This window comes from Neobacillus solisequens (genome assembly GCF_051233465.1).
Classification (GTDB): domain Bacteria; phylum Bacillota; class Bacilli; order Bacillales; family Cytobacillaceae; genus Neobacillus.
Map to the genome: position 1 here is coordinate 39,786 of NZ_JBKFGJ010000004.1, position 21,609 is coordinate 61,394.

Sequence of the window (21,609 nt, forward strand, 5' to 3'; positions counted from 1 at the left end):
ACACATGAGTGTTCACTAAATTTCCAAACGTCTCTTTGTGAATAATAATATTATTTCTGCTGTATTTACAATTGGGGTACTATCATTCATATACGCATCAAGGCTAGTTACAGAAGATTATGCTCAGGCAGCATTAATATCATCAGGAATTATAAATGGTATAGCAACTATTTTATTGATATTGTTAATTGACCCAAAAGCTTCCGTATTAGCTGATAGAGTAATGAAAAAACAATGCGATTATATTTACTTAAAGAGTTACTCTTTGAGGATGATTAGTTCTAAATTTTGGGGTACAATTGTTGCTCAACTTCTGTTTATCCTTGCTGCATATTATTTAGCTTGGTTTGCTAAGTGGATTTAATCAATACTTCTCAACAAACGGAATGCGTTTCTCAAATAAGCAGGAACGTTTTTTTTGTGTTGTTCCAAGGATTTAACTGCCTCAGACTCTTAACATGCCTTATTCTACCTTCTAGGAACGAAGTGTAATTTTGGCGACACTCTTGTTTTCGATGTTTGTTAATGTGTGGAAAAGCGCAATAACCTCAGCCCCATCCCTATCTGTATATGGAAGATATGTTATAATTTAAGTAAAAGTTATAGGTGATTTTGTGGTTAAAGATGGGAATCAAAATTCGTTACTTCATTCAGACCCAATAAGAAATGTTAGAAGAAAAAACCTTTCAATTGGGATTATGGTATATTTTGATTATCTTTTAAATTTAGTATATGTCGAAAAATATCCTTATACAATAAACCAGTTGTTAAAGTTAAAAAAGAAATTAACTAAGCCTTACCCTTCTCGGGATACTGATAAAATTCAAAATGATTTTAGAAGTTTCTTTTCAGAAGATGATTGCATCAACGGTGATTTGAATACTTATTGGATGAATATAGTTGCAAGTTCTACAACTATTTCTAAAGGGAAATTCAAAGAAATTACTAATAAACAAATTAAACTGATGGAACAATCCTTTTTTGACTACTTTAAACAATATAAGTTTTTAGAATCACATATTAATAATTATCCTATTTTTTATGAAGAATATCTCAATCACGAAAAAGCACGAATGTTAACATTGTATTACTTATTCCTTGAAAAGAGATATTAAACTTATGCGTTCCTGTTATCATAAGGAACGCTTTTTTTGTTGTGGTAAGGGTGTACCACAGACGCTCAGAATGTCTCGTTGTGGCGGTTTGGGAAGTATCTTCTCTTTCCTGTTCCACTTTCCTCTCCCATTAATTGAAGATGTGCTTAGGATTGAATCTGATGGTAATGTATAAGCTTGATGTGTGTTTATATGGAGATGTTCCTTATCTAAACCTATTTTGGAACGAAGTGTCATTTTGGCGACACTCTGTCCACGATGAATGTTTGGTTGGAACAGGGAGTGATAACCTCAGTCCGTGAGTATCAGTTAAAAATATTTATCAAGACACTGTATTTCCTCCAACCTTTTACAAATGATAGTAAATGACATTTAATTTATTGTAAGGAGAGAATAAAGTATGAAAAAATATTTATGTGTTGGATTAATAGTAGGAATGTTAGCATTAGGAAATTCTACTTTTACAGCTAATGCAAAAGGCTCAAAAGGCAAAGAACCCTCAAATAATTTTATGTTAAGCCTGTTAAGTAAAGATATCCAGTTGGCTGTATCTAACTATTATAAAGAAGAGAATGTAAGCGTAGGTAGTCCTGATTCAATATTTATCAAATATGGACACGATGATAACAAGGGTGTAGTTGAGATATTTCAGAGTGAAAAAGGACATGAATTACCTAATTCTTACGTTGTAAAGGTAAATATTACACCACAGAAAAAAGGTATGTTAGGAAGAGATACAATCACTTTTGGTATTGAACCAGAAAACCAACAAGATAAGGGTATTGAAATTAATATGTTGGATTACAAACATATAGCCATTTCTAAAAAATAATTATTAACTTACTCCAATTGGCAGCTTTTGTTTAAAAGGTTTGTGAAAGCATACTCTTTAAACTGGTGCGTTTCTGTAACTAGACAGGAACGCTTTTTTCGTGTTGGTACAAGGATGGCTAGCGGTAGTATAGTAAGTCTATTACAAACAAGTTATGACGGTTTGAAACACTAATGAAGAGAATGGTATTTGTAATTTACAAAGGTCTTGTGATGTTTTTAAAGATATCAAACTTATTTTTCCCAAAAGTTAATAGAGATAAAAAAAGGATAGTAAATTGACCTCCAAATCAAGAAGGTTTTCTTCTTTTGGTGCAGAATAGTACTATTGTACTGATAAAGAAGAAGGAGGTATTACTATGGAAGATTTATTTAATGAGATTGAAAGAGGATTAGATGCACGAGTATATCATTTGTCTTTAGGTATAGCACTATGTATACCTGACATTTGTGCCGCTTTACAATCGGATGATGGTAAGACAAGTGGTAAAAAATATAAAGAGTGGTATAACAAGTATGTTGGAGATAAAATTATGATGACTGCAGATGATTGTTATTATTTTAGATGCTCTTTCTTACACCAAGGGAGTACTCAACATGAAAAATCGTCTTATAAAAAAGTAATATTTGTTGAACCAAGTTCAAATGTTTTTCATAACAATGTGATAAATGATGTTCTTAACATTGATGTTAGAATCTTTTGTAAGGACATGATAAAATCGGGGAGAGATTGGCTCAAAGATGTTAAAGATAATAAGAACTTTATAAGAAATCATGAAAGTTCATTTAAGAGATACCCCAACGGTTTAGCACCGTATATAGTAGGAATACCTGTATATGGATGATTTAAGATAATCAATCTTTCGGGAGGAATTAATTTGACTGTAAAAGAATTAATTGAACAGTTATCAAAATTGAAACAAGATAATGAAGTTCTTATCTCCTGTGAAGGTGGTTGTGTTGTAGATAATGAGATAAGTGTGTCACAAAAAGATGGAAAAGTAATACTAGAGATAGAATAGTTATATCCTACAATGTTATTTCATAATGAGAGAAATTAATTATCAAAAGGGGCGGTGCTTTAATTTCAAAGTACTGCTTTTTGTGTTGTACGTACACTCAGAATTGCTCATGATTATGTTAAGGAGTATCTCCTTTTCACATACAATACATTTTATTTTTTGAATTTGAAGGCAATATGCTTCGTTCACCCATAAACTGGATGAGGGGTGATGAATGTGTTTCAACGGAATCAAATGGAAAATACCACTTATCATCAACAATATTTTCGCCCATCTTGCTTGCCAGCATTAAATTTGAGATTTGCTACTTCTGAGTTCTATTCACTCTTTTCTGAAAAAACGCATCATGACCAAATCAAATTACCTTCTGAATTGACTATAACCCCCGAAGAAACTCTTCTTAACTATTTTAGCGTCCTACGTGAAGCTGAAAATCTGGGTGGGAGAAGTTGCGGAACGGTTGGTCAGGCACGTACTCCATTTCCAATTGCTTATAATTTTCTGTCCGAAGAGTACCAAAGAAAACTAACTTATGAAGACTATTTTCATTCGTTTGCTGGTGTAGGGCATACGAGTTTGATAAAGCTTTGTAGAGTGCCAGATAGAAAACATGGTATAAGGTTTTTTTATGAAATCGAAACAATTGAAGGGTCTTTGGACAAAAGAGCAGAGTATTTTGGGTATAATTTCGGATTTATCCAGCTTGTTAATGAAAAAGATGGGTATCGAATTTCTGACTTGAGTAAAATTGAAGAAGACTTTCTATGTGCGCCTTATCATGGATGGAGTCATGATGCTGAATCAGTTGTTGAAGTGAAATACGGAAGTTGGTGCAAGCTGATTCAAAAAAGATACCCGACAGTGAAAAATGGTTATGTAAAAAATATATATTTTCGGGGCAATGATAGAGCGGATTATTGCTTGATTTTCTTCACGTTAACGAATGGAACTGACGTGGAAATTGCTCAATTTCGAAAAGTAGGGGAGGGAAAGTGGAAACTGATAAAAATAAAACCCGAAGAAGAATGCTTAACGGAAAAAAGGCGATGAAAAGCCTGTTAAAAATGGTACACCGATTGACTAAAGCATCAGTGCAAACTAAGTGTGTTTCTGTAATCAGCAGGAACGTTTTTTGTGGTGGGGTAAGGATAAATTAGGGAAAGCATAGATAGTTCATATTCACACGTCTACAGACGCTCAGAATGGCTTGTGGTGGCTCTTAAGAGGTCTATAGTTTAAAGTTTAATAATCCTAATAACTTACTTGTACTCCCTTCAATTGTAAAAAAATGTGGTCTGTTTTCATCGTCAAAAACCATTATAAAAGGAATTTCATGACTAGAAAATATGATTGTTACTTCATCTACAAGGTCATCAAACCATTGATTTTTCACCATAACATTAGGTTCTAAAGGAATTCTTATCATAAAACCATTATTCGGAATAGGATTGTATTTAACATATACGCCTGTTATGCCTTCAAGATATTTCTCTACTTCTTGTTGTAAGTCAGTGTTCATTTGTATATTCTTTATTACCTTACCTTTATTTATATCGAATATTTGTACTTGTTTATTAGTTTGAGCAATACCATTTGTTGAAATTATTAGGAGAATAAAAATAAATACTAATACCTTTTTCATCACTTCAACCACCTCAAAGGTATCATCCCCAAAAATAAAAGGCAGTATTAGAAACTAATTGGTTTAAAAACAATAATCTTTACGAAAACAGCTTCAACCTATGGGGAGTTTAAGTTTGAATCTAATGCCATTTTGAAAGCTAGCTGTAAGTTGATTGGTCAATGTGTTGGTAAGAAGCAAAAAACCACTCTCATCCACACAAGCATTCGGTAAATTTCCGATACGACTCAAATTATTGATGTATTTTAATGTAGTGAGTTGGAAAAACGTGTAGTAAAACGCTGCTGTTGTTCGACAGTGAATTTCGATAATAGTGTGTAACTTGTTAAATGTTATCAAAGGGCAGAAATAGCAGTACTTATTATGTTGTTCTCGATAAGCAAAGGACAATGTTATTTGCAAGGTGAATGTAAACTATTACATAAAAGTTTACATTAAAATCATTAATAATATTGGACTTTTATCAATTCAGGTGATAATTTAGAAATATCATACAAAAGTATACATTCAAATCACTGATAATAAAGGAGTCGTGAAAATGAATAAAAAAGAACACTTAATTGATGTACAACCAATCAGAAGCAAGGCACAGATTGATAAAATGAAATGGGCATTAGATAGACATTGCTCAAAGCGGGATTACATATTATTCCTAATTGGAATAAACACAGGATTACGTGTGAGCGACTTATTGAATCTTAAAACAAAACAGATTCTAAAACTAAAAAATAAGAAGGAAAAGGAATTCCAAATCAAAGAAGGTAAAACTAAGAAAGCTAGAATGGTTAGAATAACATCCATCTTCGAAGAAATATTTAATTATGCTTCAGAACTTGAATCAGAGTGGTTGTTTCCCTCTCGCAAGGGTGACAAGCCTATAAGTAAAATTCAAGCCTATAGACAGCTTCAGAAAGCGGGAGAATGGGCAGAGATTGAATCAATTGGAACACACACAATGCGGAAAACATTTGGATATCATCTCTATAAGCAGACAGGAAATGTCGCAATGCTTCAGGAAATACTGAATCATTCACATCCAAAAATTACACTCACTTATATCGGTATCAACAAAGAAGAGACAGATAATGAACTAGATAACTTTAGTTTATAGGGACTCCCAAGGAGTCTCTTTCTTTATGTTGATTATATGGGGGCGGTATTTTCAACAAATCCCCTAGGTAGGTTTTGAGGAATAAAGGTAGGTAGGTAGAGGTTTACACCACGGTTTTTTACGATTCCATCCATTCGAATATTTCCACTATTTAAATTTTAAATTAATAAGTTAAGTTAATTGAATAATTAGCCAATCTAAATGAATTAGTAATTAACTTGAACACCTTATCGCCTAAGTTGACAGAATGGTTAATATATTGAAAATATTATATTTAAGTTGAAGGTAAAAATAGCTAATATGTGGAATATATTGTTAAGTTAAAAAAGAAGGGGATGGTTTAGAATGCCTTTGTCTGAGGTAAGAAACTCTAAGCGAAAGATAAATAATAACTATTATGGTAAAGATGGATTGTTTAAGCGAATTTATACAAAGGAAGAGGTAAAAGATGATGGAGTTGTAATTCATGCAAGTGTCAATGATGGAGAACTCGTGGTTCACGAATTTTTAGTTGAACAAGTTGGAAACAAAGCAATAAAATTTAAAGAAAAGGGTATTCTAGGAAAACAAATTCCACTTACATCCATAGGATTTGTTAGTCCTCCTAAAATAAAGGGATTAGTAATTTCAATAGAAGGAACAGCTTTATCAAGAGATTTTAATCAACTAGTTAATACAATTTTGGCAGAGTTAAGTGAATTTATCAACGAACAGAAGTCAATACTTTCTAAACAATATAAAGTAGCTGAGAAATCATTTTTACATTGGCAACTTGATTGTGAGGTAAGCGAGGAGCAAAAAAAGGATGAGGAAGTACATGCCTAGTAATTATGCTTTTTATCTCTTGAATAATTTATGTTCTTAACAATAGAAGCAGTTGTTGCTGACAAGCTTTTAAAATAATGCAATAATGCTTAAAAAATTGTATTCCATCCTACTCCCTCATTGGAAGTAGGATTTTTTGTGTAATAATAATAGGGGAATTTCTTCGGAATTGAAAGATTTGGTTATAAACATGCCACTTAATCTTATGTAAGATGTATAATCCAAAGTAAGGAAACCTTTTACAGAAGGAACTAGGAGGTTCTATTGTGAAAGGTAGTATTAAAAAAAATCCACAAACAGGGAAATGGGATATAGTTGTTGATATTGGTAAAGACCCATTCACTGGAAAAAGGAAACAAAAGAAGAAAAGAGGTTTTAATACTAAGCAAGAGGCGGGAAAAGCTTTAACAAAGATTTTAAATGAAATTAATGAAGGAACTTTATTTGAACCAGCAAATATGACAGTAAATCAATTTATGGACATTTGGTTTAATGAGAGAAGGTTATCTGTAGAAAGAACAACATATCAGAATAATAAAGCTTTCTTTAAAATTTATATTTCTCCACAAATTGGGTCATTAAAGATGTTTAAGGTTACACCACTTATCCTTCAGCAATTCGTTAATGAACTCGTCGAAAAAACGAATCTTGCTTCAAGTACAATACACAAAATTTTTGATGTATTAAAAGTATCCTTTTCCAGAGCGGTTAAACTTAAGATTATTAAGGAAAACCCTGTTGTTTTAGTGGATTTACCGAAAGTAAAAAAAGCTGAAATGAAAGTATGGGATATTAACCAAGTAAATTTCTTTTTAGAAAATGTTGTTAATGTCAAACGACCTAGCAAATATATTACAGCATACTTATTGGCAATCTTGACAGGTATGCGGCAGGGTGAAATATTGGGATTAAGGTGGAAAGATATTGATTTTCAAACTAAACAGATATTTGTAACACAGACATTATCACATGATGGCAAGGAACTAAGAAACTGGACCAAAACTAAAGCAGGTAAGCGAGCCATTCATATTCCAGATGTTCTCAATAATCACTTAACAGTTGAACGAAAAAGATTTCTTGAGAACAAGTTAATGTATGGGAATGAGTTTGAAGATAATGACCTAGTCATTTGCACTAAAATGGGGAAACCAGTACAGTCAACAAACCTTTTAAGAGCATTTAAGAATGATGTCAAAAAGGTTGGCTTACCGATTATCCGTTTTCATGATTTACGTCATACCCATGCCACAATGTTGATTCAACAAAACATCAATCCAAAGGTTATACAAGAACGGCTTGGACATTCAAGAATTGGTATTACTCTTGATATTTATAGTCATGTACTTCCAAGTATGCAGCAAGAGGTTGCGATGAAATTAGACGAAATGTTAGGGACTAACACAATCTTGTGACCATAGATGTGACCAAAATGTTCATGTAATGCAATAATCCTGTTAACATAAGGGAGTATTTCACTTTTATGCCCTCGAGCTTGGAAGGCGGTGAAATAATGTCAACGAAGAATATTGAGGAAAAACAGTATCTATTACGTTTTAAGTGTGATACGAAGTCTCATTTAACCGTGCTTGACCATGATGTATGTATGACGCAGTGTCCTGATAAACTTTGTACAGTATTTTGCCCTGCAGAGGTCTATAAGTGGGAAGGAAAGCGGATGCAGGTTGGCTACGAAGGCTGTCATGAATGCGGCAGCTGCCGGATTGGCTGTCCGTACCAAAATATTAAATGGGAGTATCCAAAAGGCGGACATGGGATTGTATTTCGGTTAGCATAAATATGATTAAAGGTATGGTTTGCTCAAGGCAGCCATACCTTTTTATAACAACAGCCATGTAACCTTCTTCACCGAATAAAAAATGTAACATAAGATGGATTACAAAATGGAAAGAAAACGAAGGAGAGGAGTAAGAGGTGCCTTCTGTAATCAATTTAGGAGTTCTGAATATAAACTCCCCACAACCAAGCTCTGCCATTTTTGTTGGGGAAGCTGTTGTTACTGGGATGGATGCTAACAGGAAATATAATCTTGGCTTTGGCGGTATCTATGGCTGTTTGAATGCTGTCACAGGAAATATTACCAATAATGCAGATAGCTTTGAATTCATGGATGGACTTATCTTCGACCAGGATTTTAAACCGAGTATTGGAGGAAATGCTTAACAAACAACAAACCCTTTATTTATGCGAGGGTTTGTTGTTTGTTTTTCAGATCTATATTATGTTGTTTATCTGCTTTCTGACTGATTGATTCTTGTTCATAATCTGACAGAGAAGCGCTAGTATGGGCGAAGTTGTTTCGATCACCGTGAATATTCCCTAATCCCTGGTTGTGTTTTTTTGTATTTTTAAAGTCTTCGATAAAATTGTTCCCGATACTAAAACAAGAAGCACCTTCTATACTTCCAATTTTAATCGTACCGATATGGAAGACGGGAGATAAGATTGGAGAAGCCATAAATTATTGTACTCCCCCTTTTTCCTTGCTAAGCATCCACTGGTTATAACTTATCCTATTTTCATTACCAAGCAGAGTGCCGACAGTCTCATGAGTGATTTTATCGAATTGAAAGTTCTTAAGTTTATTTTGATGGGCAATGAAAATACCAGATGATTTTCCCAGACTGTCAACTGAAATATTTCCAAATGAAATGTCAATCATTTTACCCTTTCTCCTTTCCCTTCATTACAGCCTATTCAATTATTGGGCGATTGACACAATTGATGTATTTTTAATAGGCATACATCACAATCCTTAATGTTGAGACATAGGGTACAATATCAAGAAATAAGTCCTTAAGAAAGCGATGAAGATAATAACTAAAGTGTGGTGAGCAAAGTATGTTAAAATCCTCCCAATTTCATTTTGCAGGGAATATTAATGTCCAAACCATGCAAAGGCAATCAGGCATCTTTATTGGGGAAAAGAATCATGCGATTGGCTGGAGTGCACATGGGAAAGAAAATAGTGTCATCGGTAAAATTAGTGGTCAATCTAATTTTCTTTTTCATAACATCTCGATATTAAATGATCCTGATTTTATTGATACTCCAATCGATGACCGTGATATAAATATATCGTTTGAGACACCTGATAATGGGAATACTTCGAGCCTCGACCTTGAAAGCATTAATGTTAATGCTATGTTCCAAAATAGTGCTGTATTTGTTGGAAAAGGTCATGTGACGGGGATGGATGGAAATGAAAAAATTAATTATGCGCAAGGCAGTTTGTTTGGAAATCAAAATCAATTTGTTCATAACGTAAATACCACAAATGATCAGGATGTTTTTGATGCCATTATTGAAGATCAGGATATTAAAATTGCGGATATCAAAGGTGAGTAAAATGTCTAGCTCACGACACTATTTGAAATTATTTTTTAAACAGAAACCCTTTGCCGTTTTTGAAATATTCGGTTGGAGATTCGATGCTTCTGATCGTGAATCCATTTTTACTTTTTCTTTATCCATTTTAAAGATATGAGAGTCGGATAGATCTCCGTTACTCCCAATATTATTTCCAATTATTAATTTCCCGCTTAATTCATCAATTTCCAAATTGTCTAATTTAAACACAATGTTTTCCAAATGATCAATTTGGACATGATCAATATGAATCTTCTTTTCATTGTTTTCCTTTTGGTTTTGCTCCAGTAACTCGATAATACGATCTAATTTAGTAAGAATTTGGGAGTCTGTTTTCATTTCTTTTTCAAACAACCTTTTTTTAGTAGAAAAAAATTTAAACATAAACTCCCCCCTGTTACTAAAATTTATGCGGGGAAAATACTTCATAGGCATTATTTAATAAAATTCTAGATTTGAACTTAAAAATTGCATGATTCCTATATGTACGTTTTTTCACATGAGAAGTTAAAAAGAAGGTGAAGCTGAAGGGGAATGTTTTCAGGACTAGCTAATTCTTTCTAGCTTTGTAGTGGAGGCTAAATGATCAAGTTTACTAAGATCGTAAAGGGTAGATGCAAGTGAGATGGCATCGTCCATTTTTTCCATATTTGCTGAACAGAAGTAAGGTTTTTTCCAATCAAAATCTCCTTCTTTGTCAGCAGGATATATACTCACTTTCCAGTGATAATAAATCATTGCTTGCGGAAGCTGGACACCTTCAACAGCAATCAGCCAATGTGAGGCGGCTAAACTTGGTGAATAGTCATCCGCTTTTTTTAATGAACATAAATCATTTACTCCAATTGGGACTAATTCCTTTGGATAAAAATCATGGTGATTCGGTGTTTTCAATAAATATTCCCTCCCTTGTTATAGTCTTGATTTTATTATATTAAACTTTACAACCTTTTTTGAATATAAATGTTAAAATTTTTTGAAAAATGGAAGATTTTTATAAAATTGTTATGATCCGGTCAAACTAAATAAATATTTCACTTGAATGTGACTTTCCTCACTACATTGGCTGATAGCAGATTTTATACTTAGAGGCAACAAATCGATCAAGAGGTGAAAAAAATGAGCGGATGTATGAGTGCCTTCAGCGGCGGCCCGGATATTGAATTAAGCAAAGGCCTGAAACAATTGAAAGAGGAGCATCCTCCTTTATTAGCTCAATTGGAAGAATTGTTTCAATTGACTCAAAGGATTGAGCAGGAACAGGATATTGATCCTAATTTTGAATTATTGATTGCGAAGGTACAGCAATTTAAGGCGGATTTGGACCCACATTCAGAACGGGAAGAAGGCGTGCTATTCCCAATGTTAGGTGTTTATATTGGAACCACTTCCGGTCCTATTGCGGTAATGGAGTATGAACATGATCAAGCAAAAGCGAATATCAAGGCGTTTTTAGAAGGAGCAACTAATGGCGAGACCTCTGAAGAAAAAAAGGAGCTTGGTCAATTAGTTCAAAATGCATATTTTATCTTAACTGAGCACTTTGCCAAAGAAGAAAATGTTCTGTTCCCAATGGCGCAAAGAATGTTGACCGATGAGGAAAAAGAAGAATTATATCAAAAAATCCAAGAAATAAAATAAAGGATGGGCACACCCATCCTTTTTTCATGCCTTTTTATTCCATTCCCACACTTTCTGATCTGATGGCAGCAGAAACGAGATTAATCCCAATAATGGAAGAACCCCCAGCCATTTGATCATGGATTGTAAGCTGATTAAGTCGGCGATATACCCTAGTCCAACCGAACCAATAGCCCCCATACCAAATGCAAGACCTACCGTTAATCCAGACATCAACCCAATTTTTCCGGGGACTAATTCCTGTGCATACACAACCGTTACCGAAAAGCTGGTCATTAATATAAAGCCAGATATTATTAAGAATGCAAATGCCAGCATTTGGGGCATATGCGGGATTAGAATGGAAAAGGGAACTGTAGACAGCATGGAAAATGAAATAATCTTTTTCTTTCCAAACCGGTCTGCAAGGGGACCGCCAAAAAAGGTCCCAAATGCCCCAGCAACTAAAAAAGCGAATAAGAATAGCTGTGATTCTTTAATTGTCAAGGCATACGCCTTCATTCCATAAAAGGCGTAGAAATTTGTCATTCCCGATATGTACCAGGATCTTGCAAAAATCAACAATAAAATAAACCCGAGGGCACGGATAATCTCTTTTGATAATCCAGGTTGATCTTGAAAGGTGGAAGCTTTTTTCTTTCTAAGATTAGGTGTTGATAATAGTCTCTGATTATACCATTTAGCAATATAGATTAATAATATAACGGCAAGAGCAGCAACAATAGAGAACCAGGAAGCTCCTAATTGCCCTAATGGGACTAAAATTAAGGCGGTTATCAGTGGAGCCAATGCCTGGCCTGTGTTGCCTCCTACTTGGTAAATGGATTGAGCAAGACCTCTGCGATTTCCTGCAGCCATGTAGGCAACCCTAGAGCCTTCCGGATGAAATACAGCAGAACCTAGTCCAATGAAAATAACGGATAAGACGATGAAACTAAAATTAGAAGCGAAACCTAATCCAAGCACACCCACCAAGGTAAAAGTTAGCCCAATGGGTAAGGCAAAAGGCATTGGTTTTTTATCTGTGAAGATCCCAACAATAGGCTGCATAACGGACGAAACCATATTAAGAGCAAAGGCAATAATGCCCAACTGCGTAAATGATAAACCCATGGTCTTTTCCAAAATTGGAAACATCGCAGGTACTACTGCCTGAATGGCATCATTCAATAAATGGCATAGACCAATAATCATCAGAATTTTGTATATAGTTCCTTCTGTTTGTCTTGGAGTGGATGTAGGTAAGGCTGCTTGCTGATTACTCATGGTACCCCCCTTTTTACAATTTGATATTCTTATCTTACTACCTCAAATCCAATTTGAGAAACAAATTGTTTCTATTTTCGAAATATATGAAAAAAGAGACCGTTTCGGCCTCAATGGTTTAATTTTAATGGCAATATAATAGTAACGGTTGTACCAACAAACTCAGTACTCTTTACTTCAATCGTACCACCAAAAGAGTCAACAATACGTTTACAAATAACTAGGCCAAGGCCAGTTCCAGTCTCTTTTAAAGTAAAGAAAGGCTGAAAGATCTTATCTAAATTTTCTTTTGAAATTCCTTTTCCGTTATCGGTAATTTCCAATATACAACATTTTCCCTTCGACTCAAGGTTGATCTGTAACATCCCTGTCTCTTCGATGGATTCAATTGCATTTTTCGTTAAGTTGAGTATTACTTGCTTTAACTGATCCTTTATACACTCAACCATAATGGAATTTTGTGAAATGGTCCAGACACATTCAATATTCCGTGAATTTGCCTCTGAAATGATAATGGGTTTTAACTCATTCAGTGTTGCGGTTATGTTAACATCTTCTCTTAATTGTGCTGTGGGTTTACCTAAGATCAAAAATTCACTTACAATTTCATTTATACGATTTAACTCGGAATTAATCACTTCGAAATAGTAGCTGTCCTGTTTATCTGTATATTTTTCACTTAAGAGCTGTATCAGGCCTTTTACACCGGTTAATGGGTTACGAATTTCATGGGCCGTGCTGGCAGCTAGTGTTCCTACCAATTCGAGCTTTTGAAGTTCATTCTGTTTTCGTTCTTTTAAAGTTTGAATTTTTAATAGAATATATTGAATACACAGGTAAAGCAAATGGGCAACAATGAATATCATAATAAATAATTGAAGAAACTTGGCTGACACTTTTCTAGGGCTAATATCAGCAATTTTTACTTTTATGCACCAGGGGAGATGATCCATAGGCTGAGTAACCCAGTTTTCGGTCTGGTTTGTTTCAATATTATTAGTATTCAATTGAATAATAGGTGTACTTTCATCGTTTATAACCATTAATTTTGTATCTGGAGTCAGTACTCTCATTAAATTTTTCATATAATCCATACGTAAGTCAGCTACAATTATAGCTTGTAACTGGTGGTTTTCATCAAGCACGGGAGTAGCCAACCCTATTATTCTCTGGTTGTTTTGAAGAATCTCGACTTGGTTGGAAATAACTGTATCCTTGGTTTGGATCACTTCCTGGATAAATTTCAAGTCTGTAAAATTCCGTTCTCCGCGAAGAGGTGCAGTACCAGTCATTAGATTCCCGTTAGGATCGAGTAAAAATAATCCTCCATATCTAAGATCATCCTGATAGACTTTAATCAACAGTGGCTGCATTTTTTGGGGAGAATCCAAATTTTCTTTTGCAGATAACGAGAGAATTTTTAAGCTTGTTGTTGTTTCGCTGATAAATTGATCCCAGTTTTTTTGGTAAACCGAGGCAATCCATAGTGCATCATTTTTTCTGTTAACTTGATTATCATGTAAGATTTTAAAAAAAGAAGATAAACTTAAAATAATGACTGGTATGATGACAATAATTATATAAATAGGGATATTCCCTTTACGTATTTTCATGTGAATACCTCATAATAAAGTCTGTTCCGTCGAACCCTTCCTATTTTATAACATATTTTAAAAATATTCTTGCCTTTTCCTGAAAAATTGACATAAAGGTGTTTTTTTTTTATAATAATTTTGAAATCGAGATAATTTCAGATGAGGGATCAAATTCAATTCACCACCAAAAAGGATGAAATAATATGGAAAATGCTTCTATAGAAAAATCTTTAAAACTTTTTATTGTTTTATCAAGGGCCTTTAAGGCGATTAATGAACATGTAAATAAAGTCATTCAAGCAAATGGGCTAAATCCAACTGAATTCGCGGTATTGGAACTGCTTTATCATAAAGGAGACCAACCGTTGCAGCAGATAGGAGCAAAAATCCTGCTCGCAAGTGGCAGTATTACTTATGTTGTTGATAAATTGGAACAAAAGGGGTTATTAAAGAGAATTGCTTGTCCGAATGATAGAAGAGTCATCTATGCGCAAATTTCCGATGAAGGCAAAGAGTTGATTATGGAGATCTTCCCGGATCATGCCAAACAGATTGATAAGCTTATGTCTAGTCTGAATGATGAGGAAAAATCACAAGCAATCGACCTTTTAAAAAAGTTAGGAATTCCAGCAGGTAAATTTTAAACGGCTTAAGAGCCGTTTTTTTTATGTGAAAAAAGGCTAAAAAATAGTGTATAATAAACATTGGTTGAAAAATTTGGTAAATCCAAAAGGGGGAGTTACATTGAGCTTTGAAAGTTATACATATAAACGGCCTAATCTCGATGAAATAAAAGAGGAATTTGAAACCATTTTAGATCGCTTTAAGAATTCAACTACAGTTGACGGACAAAGCAAAGCAATGGATGAAATAAATCAACTGCGCAATAGTGTTGGCACAATGTTTACCCTTTGTTCCATCCATCACTCCATTGATACAAATGACGAATTTTATAAAAATGAACAGGATTACATGGATGAAATTGGGCCTGAAGTGGAAGGGTTAGTCACCAGTTATTACCAAGCCCTTGTTGATTCCAAATTCCGCCCTGAATTGGAGAAAAAATGGGGGAGCCAGCTCTTCGCCTTGGCAGAAGGTCAGCTAAAGACATTTAAACCTGAGATTGTGCCCTTACTCCAAAAGGAAAATCGTTTAGTAACGGAATACACAAAGCTGGTTGCATCAGCGAAAATCGAGTTTGAAGGCGAAGAGCGGACACTGGCGCAAATCGATCCATTTATTGAATCTACTGACCGGGAGATGCGCAAGCGGGCAAGTGAAGCTAAATTTGGCTTTTTTGGCCAACGCGAAAATGAACTGGATCGGATTTATGATGACCTAGTAAAGGTTAGAACAGAAATTGCCCAAAAGCTTGGCTACCAAAATTTTGTAGAACTTGGATATTACCGTATGATGCGGACCGATTATAATGCTGAAATGGTGGCAAATTTTCGTAAACAGGTAAAAGACTATATCGTCCCGATCGCGACAAAATTAAAAGAGCGTCAGCGGGAACGTCTTGGCTTGGACCAATTAAAATTCTATGATGAGTCCTTTTCATACCAATCTGGCAATGCTATTCCAAAGGGAAGCCCGGAATGGATTATAGAAAATGGTCAAAAAATGTATGAGGATTTGTCTAAGGAAACAGGAGAATTCTTTAGATTCATGCAGGAAAACAACCTGATGGATCTCGTTGCCAAAAAAGGGAAAGCAAGCGGCGGTTATTGTACGTATATTGAAAATTATAAAGCCCCGTTTATCTTCTCTAATTTTAACGGTACTTCAGGGGACATCGATGTGCTTACCCATGAAGCAGGGCATGCTTTTCAAGTCTATTCAAGCCGGCATTTTGAAATACCGGAATATAATTGGCCGACGTATGAGGCATGTGAAATTCATAGCATGAGTATGGAATTTTTTACTTGGCCTTGGATGGAGCTTTTCTTTAAGGAAGATACGGATAAATATAAGTTTTCTCACTTAAGTGAAGCTTTGCTATTCTTGCCATATGGTGTTTCTGTGGATGAATTCCAACACTGGGTATATGAAAATCCAACCGCAACACCAAAGGAACGTAAAGCGCAATGGCGAGAAATTGAACGAAAATATTTGCCTCATAAAGATTATGATGGAAATGAATATCTTGAGGGTGGCGGCTTTTGGCAGCGCCAAGGGCATATTTATAATTCTCCATTCTACTATATTGATTACACATTGGCACAGATCTGTGCGTTCCAATTCTGGAAACGATCAAGAGAGGACAGAGAAACAGCTTGGGGAGATTATGTAAAGTTGTGTAACCTTGGCGGTAGCCTGTCGTTTACGAAGCTTGTGGAAGCGGCCAATTTAATTTCTCCATTTGAAAACGGCTGCGTGGAATCGGTCGTCGATGTCATTGAGCAATGGTTGAATTCCATTGATGATAAGAAATTATAAAAAAAGCGAAGCTGCTGATATAATGCAGCTTCGCTTTTTTATTAGTGAATAGACACAGCCTCGGAAACAACTTTCAATTCATGTTCCTTTACAATCGTGATTAATTTTTTCACATCAGGCTGTTCTAAAATGTAATCGGCAATTTTGTCCTCTAATTGTTCTTGGATGATTCGGCGGAGTGGGCGTGCCCCGAATGCTGGGTGATAGCCAAGCTCAGCTAATTTTTCTTTTGTTTCATCATTGACAACCAGTTCGATACTTTGCTCATGTAAAGTTTCTTGCAATTCATTCAACATGAGATCAACGATTGTTAAGATGTGTGTTTTATCTAGTGAGTTAAACTCAATAATCGCATCAAAACGGTTTAAAAATTCTGGTTTAAAGAAGCTGCCAAGAGAATCTATAATACTTGTTTCTTCCACTGTGTCACTTGCCCCGAATCCTACATGGATAGGCTTTAATCCGACTCCTGCGTTACTTGTCATAATGATAACTGAATCCTTGAAGCTGACCACTCTACCTTGGCTGTCGGTCAGACGGCCGTCCTCAAGAATTTGCAGGAACATATGCTGCACATCAGGATGTGCTTTTTCAATCTCGTCCAACAGAATAATACTGTATGGATTACGTCGGACTTTTTCCGTGAGTTGTCCTGCTTCATCATGACCTACGTAACCAGGAGGTGAGCCAATTAATTTGGAAACACTGTGTTTTTCCATATACTCACTCATGTCGAGACGAATCATCGATTCTTTGGTGCCAAATAATTCTTCAGCAAGTGTTTTTGTTAATTCAGTTTTACCAACACCGGTAGGACCCACAAATAAGAAGGAACCGATTGGGCGATTTTTTGGCTTTAATCCGGCACGGCTGCGACGGATCGCCTTAGCAACCTTTTGTACAGCCTTTTCTTGCCCAATTACTTTTCTGTTTAGATGTTCTTCGAGGCTTTTCATTTTTACTTGTTCATCTAGCTGCAATTTTCCGACTGGTATCCCTGTTTTTTGTTCGATTATTTCCTGAATATGAGCGACAGTTACAACTGGACGATTAATACCCGATACCTGATTTAGTGATTTTTCCAATTTGACTTCCTCATCGCGAAGTTTTGCCGCCTTTTCATAATGTTCTTGTTTAAGAGCTTCTTCCTTCTCTTTAGCAATTTCCGCTAAACGGGCCTCAAGATCTTCACTATCCTTATATTCGGAAGAAAGATTTAATTTTGATCCAGCTTCATCAAGTAAATCTATCGCTTTATCAGGGAGGAAGCGGTCTTGGATATAGCGCTGTGATAAGTTTACACAGGCTATAATGGCTTCTTCTGAGTAGGTTACTTCATGATAATCCTCATACTTTTTCTGCAAGCCTGTTAAGATAGCAATGGCAGCCTCTGTAGTAGGCTCCAAGACATGTACTGGCTGAAAGCGGCGTTCTAATGCAGAATCTTTTTCAATTTGTCGATATTCTTTTAATGTGGTGGCACCTACCACTTGGAGTTCGCCACGGGCTAGTGCCGGTTTTAAAAGGTTTCCAGCATCCATGGAGCCTTCAGCAGAACCTGCCCCAACAAGCAGATGAATTTCATCGATGAACAGGATGATATTTTTTCTTTCTTGTAACTCGGAAATTAATTGCTTCATCCGTTCCTCAAATTGTCCGCGAATGCCGGTGTTCGCTACCAATGAAGCAACGTCGAGCAAATAGACTTCTTTGTTTAAAAGCTTGCTCGGAACGTCTGAATCAGCGATTTTCTGTGCAAGGGCTTCAGCAATAGCTGTTTTACCCACGCCGGGCTCCCCGATTAAAACTGGATTATTTTTATTTCTTCGGTTAAGAATTTCGATCACTCTTTTGACTTCTTCATCACGCCCAATCACAGGATCAAGTAAACCCGCTTTAGCCATTTGCGTTAAGTTTCGGCCAAACTGATCAATAATTCCACCATGTCCTTGTTTTCCTTCTTTATGTGGTGCAAACTGACCAGATTGATTTGGATTATTATTTTTTTCCTTAAAAAGCTCTTCAAAAGGGAATCCCTGAAAAGGATTCGTATTCATGGAAAAACCTGTGCCCAGTGCTTGTTTTTCCTTTACATAACAATCATGACATAGTTTTAATTCTTTTCGTTGTCCATTCACGCTTATATTTAATTGGATATTTGCTTGATTTTGATTGCATCTTTGGCAAAGCATTACTCAAAACCTCCTTAGTTATTTACTTGATCAATTTGACTTTGACTATCTTTGACCTTGTGAACCTAGTATACTCTGACCTTTTTTGACTTTCAAGAACTTTGCTTATAGTAATTCTTGCCAAGATGGAAAATGCTCGTCATTGTTTGTCCCTTCATTCATATATTTGTGTTAAGGGGGAGATGATGTGAAAAGAAAATGGAATCAGGCCTTTCAAATTGCAGCAGTTTATGTTGGGACTGTTGTAGGCGCAGGATTTGCAACCGGAAAGGAAATCGTAGAATTTTTTTCTCGATTTGGTTTCTTTGGTTTTATAAGTATATTAATGAGTGGTTACCTTTTTGTGGTGATCGGTTCAAAAATGATGCGAATGGCAGCACAAATAGAAGCTAGGTCTTATCAGGAATTTAATGAGTACCTATTTGGAAGATGGCCTGGGAGAATTATCAACTTTTTCATGTTGATTATGCTTGTAGGGGTGAGTGCTGTTATGCTTTCCGGGGCAGGGGCCGTTTTTGAGGAGCAGCTGGGGCTACCTAAAAATGCTGGTATTGTTTTGACAATTTTCCTTTCTTATTTTGTCATGCTAGTTGGGTCAAGAGGCCTGTTTGCAGTCAATACCTTCGTAGTCCCGTTAATGATTACCTTTAGCTTAATTTTGATGGTATTATCGGTTCAAAACCCGCAGTTTGTTTCTAAGTTTTTATATATTCCTTATGTTGATGATGGTTGGAAAAGTGTCATTGCCCCTTTTTCCTATGCTGCTTTGAATCTGGGACTTGCCCAAGCTGTTTTAGTTCCAATCGCAACAGAGGTTAAAGACGACTGGACCATCAAATGGGGCGGAATCATGGGGGGATTGGCGTTAACCTTAATATTAATGGCGAGTCATTTTACATTAATAATGCTGCCCAACCTAGAGTTTTATGAAATACCAATGGCCATCATAATGAAGAATTTGGCCCCTTTTTTGTATGGGATATATGTTTTAATTATTTATGGAGAAATCTTTACTTCAGTAATAGGAAATGTTTTTGGGCTGGACAGACAAATTCAGCAATTGTTTCCGGTTCATACAATCTTATCAGTTTCAGTCATTTTTGCTTTGTCCTATCTTGTAAGTTTAGTAAATTATGGAACATTATTGTCTTATTTATATCCATCTTTTGGTTATGTTTGTATGACGTTTTTTATTTTATTGTGGATGAAGCCGTTTCACCCTATAAGCAACAGGAAATAATAAGGCAGCTGTGATGATGAACAGCTGCTTGTTCATTTAAAGGGAAGGATAATAAAAATCATTAAATCAAATATAATATGCGAAATGATAACTAGCGGCATGCTCTTCTTGCGAAAATAGAGAAATCCCCAAACTAATCCAGAGATAAACGATGAAAAAACCAGAAGGATTGAACCTGAGTATATTTGGACAGAGGCATATAGGATAGAAGCAGCCAGAATGCTCAGTGATGGTTTCCGGTAGTTCATCAGCCTTTTCTGGACAAATCCTCTCCAAAAGATTTCTTCACCGGGGGCAGCAACCAAAACCAAAGCTAAATACTCCCAGAAAAGGACCGGAGCATATGACTTATACAACTTTTTAATTTCTTTTGTTATAGGGATGTTTAACAAGTCAATGAGTTGATCTCCCAACCAGAAAATGATAAAAAGCAAAGCCCCTGATAGTATGCCGAAAAAAATATATTTAAAAAATGGCAGCTGGTCATCTACTTCTCCTTGAAACATAGTGAAAGCAATTAGTAAGAGGATAGATCCTGAGAAGATATACCAAAAAATTGTATTATCATGGAAGGAAAAATAGATAAGGATATGAGCCAATAACAAACCGATAATTAGACGAAAATCCAAGATGAGCTGTTTCATAATTAGTACTCCTTTATCTAAAGCAATTCAAAGATTCATTTATCATTTTGTCCAAATTCTTTGATAAGAACATAGGAAATTGAAAAAAATAAATGCGGAAGGGAGTGAAAATCATGAGTAAATCAAAAAGCCAGCAAGAGCGGGAGTGGACAGTTAGAAAACAAGATCAAAACCCACATGGAAAAATTAAATCATTAAAGCAGATATCGAAGGAAACTGGACAAAATCCATAAATTTGGAAAAATAGTATAAATAGAAAAAGGCGGATAACAATTATCAGCCTTTTTCTATAAAAATGTATTAATAAGCGCTTTCTTTTATAATTCTATAATTTTTATGATTAACAACAGTGCGTTGGTCTAGTTCTAAATCACGGTAATTATCCATGTATGTGAGGTCAACGATTACTGAATTTTCATTCACTTTTTCAACTATTCCTTGCAGGCCGCCGCGGAATTCGATGATATTCCCTACATCTGCTTTTTTCAAATTGCCTCTCTCCTTTTTTAGATAACTATTAAACTATTTAAATAACAGTTTGCACCAATTTTTGTATTTCGTAAAGGCTTTAATATTACAATTTTGTTAAAAACAGTGTAATATTAATGAAAATTTACTTCTGTACACGATAAACCGTTTTTTATAGAATATGTTAATGA

At 35.3% G+C, this 21,609-nt stretch carries 27 protein-coding genes; 17 read left to right on the forward strand and 10 right to left on the reverse strand.

Annotated features, from left to right (window positions below; genetic code table 11):
* Nucleotides 1-19 precede the first annotated feature (19 nt).
* The 6 genes from ACI3K6_RS05920 to ACI3K6_RS05945 all read left to right on the forward strand — a co-directional run bounded on the left by ACI3K6_RS05920 (nt 20) and on the right by ACI3K6_RS05945 (nt 4,018).
* A complete protein-coding gene (locus ACI3K6_RS05920) occupies nt 20-364 on the forward strand; it encodes a lipid II flippase family protein (RefSeq protein ID WP_435554252.1) in 345 nt (114 codons plus the stop codon).
* A 250-nt stretch (nt 365-614) separates the two neighbouring features.
* Complete coding sequence (locus tag ACI3K6_RS05925) at nt 615-1,115, forward strand: YxiJ family protein (protein WP_435554112.1); 501 nt, start codon at nt 615-617, stop codon at nt 1,113-1,115.
* A gap of 400 nt (nt 1,116-1,515) precedes the next feature.
* Entirely contained in the window at nt 1,516-1,947 is a 432-nt protein-coding gene (locus ACI3K6_RS05930; protein ID WP_435554113.1) for a DUF3888 domain-containing protein, read from the forward strand.
* A 358-nt stretch (nt 1,948-2,305) separates the two neighbouring features.
* Entirely contained in the window at nt 2,306-2,791 is a 486-nt protein-coding gene (locus ACI3K6_RS05935) for a hypothetical protein (RefSeq protein WP_435554114.1), read from the forward strand.
* 33 nt (nt 2,792-2,824) lie between these two features.
* Entirely contained in the window at nt 2,825-2,968 is a 144-nt protein-coding gene (locus tag ACI3K6_RS05940) for a hypothetical protein (RefSeq protein WP_435554115.1), read from the forward strand.
* A gap of 210 nt (nt 2,969-3,178) precedes the next feature.
* Complete coding sequence (locus ACI3K6_RS05945; RefSeq protein ID WP_435554116.1) at nt 3,179-4,018, forward strand: hypothetical protein; 840 nt, start codon at nt 3,179-3,181, stop codon at nt 4,016-4,018.
* A gap of 178 nt (nt 4,019-4,196) precedes the next feature.
* Here the strand turns inward: ACI3K6_RS05945 and ACI3K6_RS05950 are convergent, their stop codons facing one another.
* Nucleotides 4,197-4,610 (reverse strand): hypothetical protein, encoded by a 414-nt coding sequence (locus ACI3K6_RS05950; protein WP_435554117.1) that lies wholly within the window; start codon nt 4,608-4,610, stop codon nt 4,197-4,199.
* A 538-nt stretch (nt 4,611-5,148) separates the two neighbouring features.
* Between ACI3K6_RS05950 and ACI3K6_RS05955 the strand changes: the two genes are divergently transcribed.
* From ACI3K6_RS05955 to ACI3K6_RS05975, 5 genes are all read left to right on the forward strand, one after another.
* The gene (locus ACI3K6_RS05955) at nt 5,149-5,721 is read left to right on the forward strand and encodes a tyrosine-type recombinase/integrase (protein WP_435554118.1); all 573 of its coding nucleotides are present in this window, start codon (nt 5,149-5,151) and stop codon (nt 5,719-5,721) included.
* 345 nt (nt 5,722-6,066) lie between these two features.
* A complete protein-coding gene (locus tag ACI3K6_RS05960) occupies nt 6,067-6,546 on the forward strand; it encodes a hypothetical protein (RefSeq protein ID WP_435554119.1) in 480 nt (159 codons plus the stop codon).
* A 266-nt stretch (nt 6,547-6,812) separates the two neighbouring features.
* Nucleotides 6,813-7,958, forward strand: a complete 1,146-nt coding sequence (locus ACI3K6_RS05965; protein WP_435554120.1) for a tyrosine-type recombinase/integrase — start codon at nt 6,813-6,815, stop codon at nt 7,956-7,958.
* Nucleotides 7,959-8,056: 98 nt separating this feature from the next.
* On the forward strand, nt 8,057-8,341 hold the full coding sequence (locus tag ACI3K6_RS05970) for a ferredoxin family protein (protein ID WP_335475957.1): 285 nt from the start codon (nt 8,057-8,059) through the stop codon (nt 8,339-8,341).
* Nucleotides 8,342-8,478: 137 nt separating this feature from the next.
* The gene (locus tag ACI3K6_RS05975) at nt 8,479-8,727 is read left to right on the forward strand and encodes a hypothetical protein (RefSeq protein ID WP_335475955.1); all 249 of its coding nucleotides are present in this window, start codon (nt 8,479-8,481) and stop codon (nt 8,725-8,727) included.
* 19 nt (nt 8,728-8,746) lie between these two features.
* Here the strand turns inward: ACI3K6_RS05975 and ACI3K6_RS05980 are convergent, their stop codons facing one another.
* Nucleotides 8,747-9,022 (reverse strand): hypothetical protein, encoded by a 276-nt coding sequence (locus ACI3K6_RS05980; RefSeq protein ID WP_335475953.1) that lies wholly within the window; start codon nt 9,020-9,022, stop codon nt 8,747-8,749.
* A gap of 3 nt (nt 9,023-9,025) precedes the next feature.
* Complete coding sequence (locus ACI3K6_RS05985; RefSeq protein WP_435554121.1) at nt 9,026-9,226, reverse strand: hypothetical protein; 201 nt, start codon at nt 9,224-9,226, stop codon at nt 9,026-9,028.
* A gap of 179 nt (nt 9,227-9,405) precedes the next feature.
* Between ACI3K6_RS05985 and ACI3K6_RS05990 the strand changes: the two genes are divergently transcribed.
* Entirely contained in the window at nt 9,406-9,912 is a 507-nt protein-coding gene (locus tag ACI3K6_RS05990; protein ID WP_435554122.1) for a hypothetical protein, read from the forward strand.
* An 18-nt stretch (nt 9,913-9,930) separates the two neighbouring features.
* On the opposite strand, the gene ACI3K6_RS05995 is transcribed toward ACI3K6_RS05990, so the two are convergent.
* Both ACI3K6_RS05995 and ACI3K6_RS06000 read right to left on the reverse strand, forming a co-directional pair.
* Nucleotides 9,931-10,317, reverse strand: a complete 387-nt coding sequence (locus ACI3K6_RS05995; protein ID WP_335475946.1) for a hypothetical protein — start codon at nt 10,315-10,317, stop codon at nt 9,931-9,933.
* A 162-nt stretch (nt 10,318-10,479) separates the two neighbouring features.
* Nucleotides 10,480-10,827, reverse strand: coding sequence for a hypothetical protein (locus tag ACI3K6_RS06000; protein ID WP_335475944.1), 348 nt, complete (start codon nt 10,825-10,827; stop codon nt 10,480-10,482).
* Between the two features lie 225 nt (nt 10,828-11,052).
* On the opposite strand from ACI3K6_RS06000, the gene ACI3K6_RS06005 reads away from it, so the two are divergent.
* Entirely contained in the window at nt 11,053-11,574 is a 522-nt protein-coding gene (locus ACI3K6_RS06005; RefSeq protein WP_435554123.1) for a hemerythrin domain-containing protein, read from the forward strand.
* Nucleotides 11,575-11,598: 24 nt separating this feature from the next.
* Here the strand turns inward: ACI3K6_RS06005 and ACI3K6_RS06010 are convergent, their stop codons facing one another.
* Nucleotides 11,599-12,840: an MFS transporter gene (locus ACI3K6_RS06010; RefSeq protein WP_435554124.1), complete on the reverse strand. Its 1,242-nt coding sequence runs from the start codon at nt 12,838-12,840 to the stop codon at nt 11,599-11,601.
* Nucleotides 12,841-12,950: 110 nt separating this feature from the next.
* Nucleotides 12,951-14,453 carry an ATP-binding protein gene (locus ACI3K6_RS06015; RefSeq protein WP_435554125.1) on the reverse strand — a complete coding sequence of 501 codons (1,503 nt, stop codon included), beginning with the start codon at nt 14,451-14,453 and terminating at the stop codon, nt 12,951-12,953.
* A 185-nt stretch (nt 14,454-14,638) separates the two neighbouring features.
* On the opposite strand from ACI3K6_RS06015, the gene ACI3K6_RS06020 reads away from it, so the two are divergent.
* Both ACI3K6_RS06020 and ACI3K6_RS06025 read left to right on the forward strand, forming a co-directional pair.
* Nucleotides 14,639-15,079, forward strand: coding sequence for a MarR family winged helix-turn-helix transcriptional regulator (locus tag ACI3K6_RS06020; protein ID WP_335475935.1), 441 nt, complete (start codon nt 14,639-14,641; stop codon nt 15,077-15,079).
* 100 nt (nt 15,080-15,179) lie between these two features.
* Nucleotides 15,180-16,874, forward strand: coding sequence for a M3 family oligoendopeptidase (locus ACI3K6_RS06025; protein WP_435554126.1), 1,695 nt, complete (start codon nt 15,180-15,182; stop codon nt 16,872-16,874).
* Between the two features lie 41 nt (nt 16,875-16,915).
* On the opposite strand, the gene ACI3K6_RS06030 is transcribed toward ACI3K6_RS06025, so the two are convergent.
* Nucleotides 16,916-19,066 carry an ATP-dependent Clp protease ATP-binding subunit gene (locus ACI3K6_RS06030; protein ID WP_435554127.1) on the reverse strand — a complete coding sequence of 717 codons (2,151 nt, stop codon included), beginning with the start codon at nt 19,064-19,066 and terminating at the stop codon, nt 16,916-16,918.
* A gap of 187 nt (nt 19,067-19,253) precedes the next feature.
* Between ACI3K6_RS06030 and ACI3K6_RS06035 the strand changes: the two genes are divergently transcribed.
* On the forward strand, nt 19,254-20,306 hold the full coding sequence (locus ACI3K6_RS06035) for a YkvI family membrane protein (RefSeq protein ID WP_435554128.1): 1,053 nt from the start codon (nt 19,254-19,256) through the stop codon (nt 20,304-20,306).
* 32 nt (nt 20,307-20,338) lie between these two features.
* Here ACI3K6_RS06035 and ACI3K6_RS06040 read toward each other — a convergent pair whose 3' ends face one another.
* A complete protein-coding gene (locus ACI3K6_RS06040; protein WP_435554129.1) occupies nt 20,339-20,950 on the reverse strand; it encodes a CPBP family intramembrane glutamic endopeptidase in 612 nt (203 codons plus the stop codon).
* A 113-nt stretch (nt 20,951-21,063) separates the two neighbouring features.
* On the opposite strand from ACI3K6_RS06040, the gene ACI3K6_RS06045 reads away from it, so the two are divergent.
* Nucleotides 21,064-21,183, forward strand: a complete 120-nt coding sequence (locus tag ACI3K6_RS06045) for a DUF6254 family protein (RefSeq protein ID WP_335475924.1) — start codon at nt 21,064-21,066, stop codon at nt 21,181-21,183.
* Between the two features lie 67 nt (nt 21,184-21,250).
* On the opposite strand, the gene ACI3K6_RS06050 is transcribed toward ACI3K6_RS06045, so the two are convergent.
* Entirely contained in the window at nt 21,251-21,439 is a 189-nt protein-coding gene (locus tag ACI3K6_RS06050; RefSeq protein WP_335476034.1) for a YkvS family protein, read from the reverse strand.
* Nucleotides 21,440-21,609 lie beyond the last annotated feature (170 nt).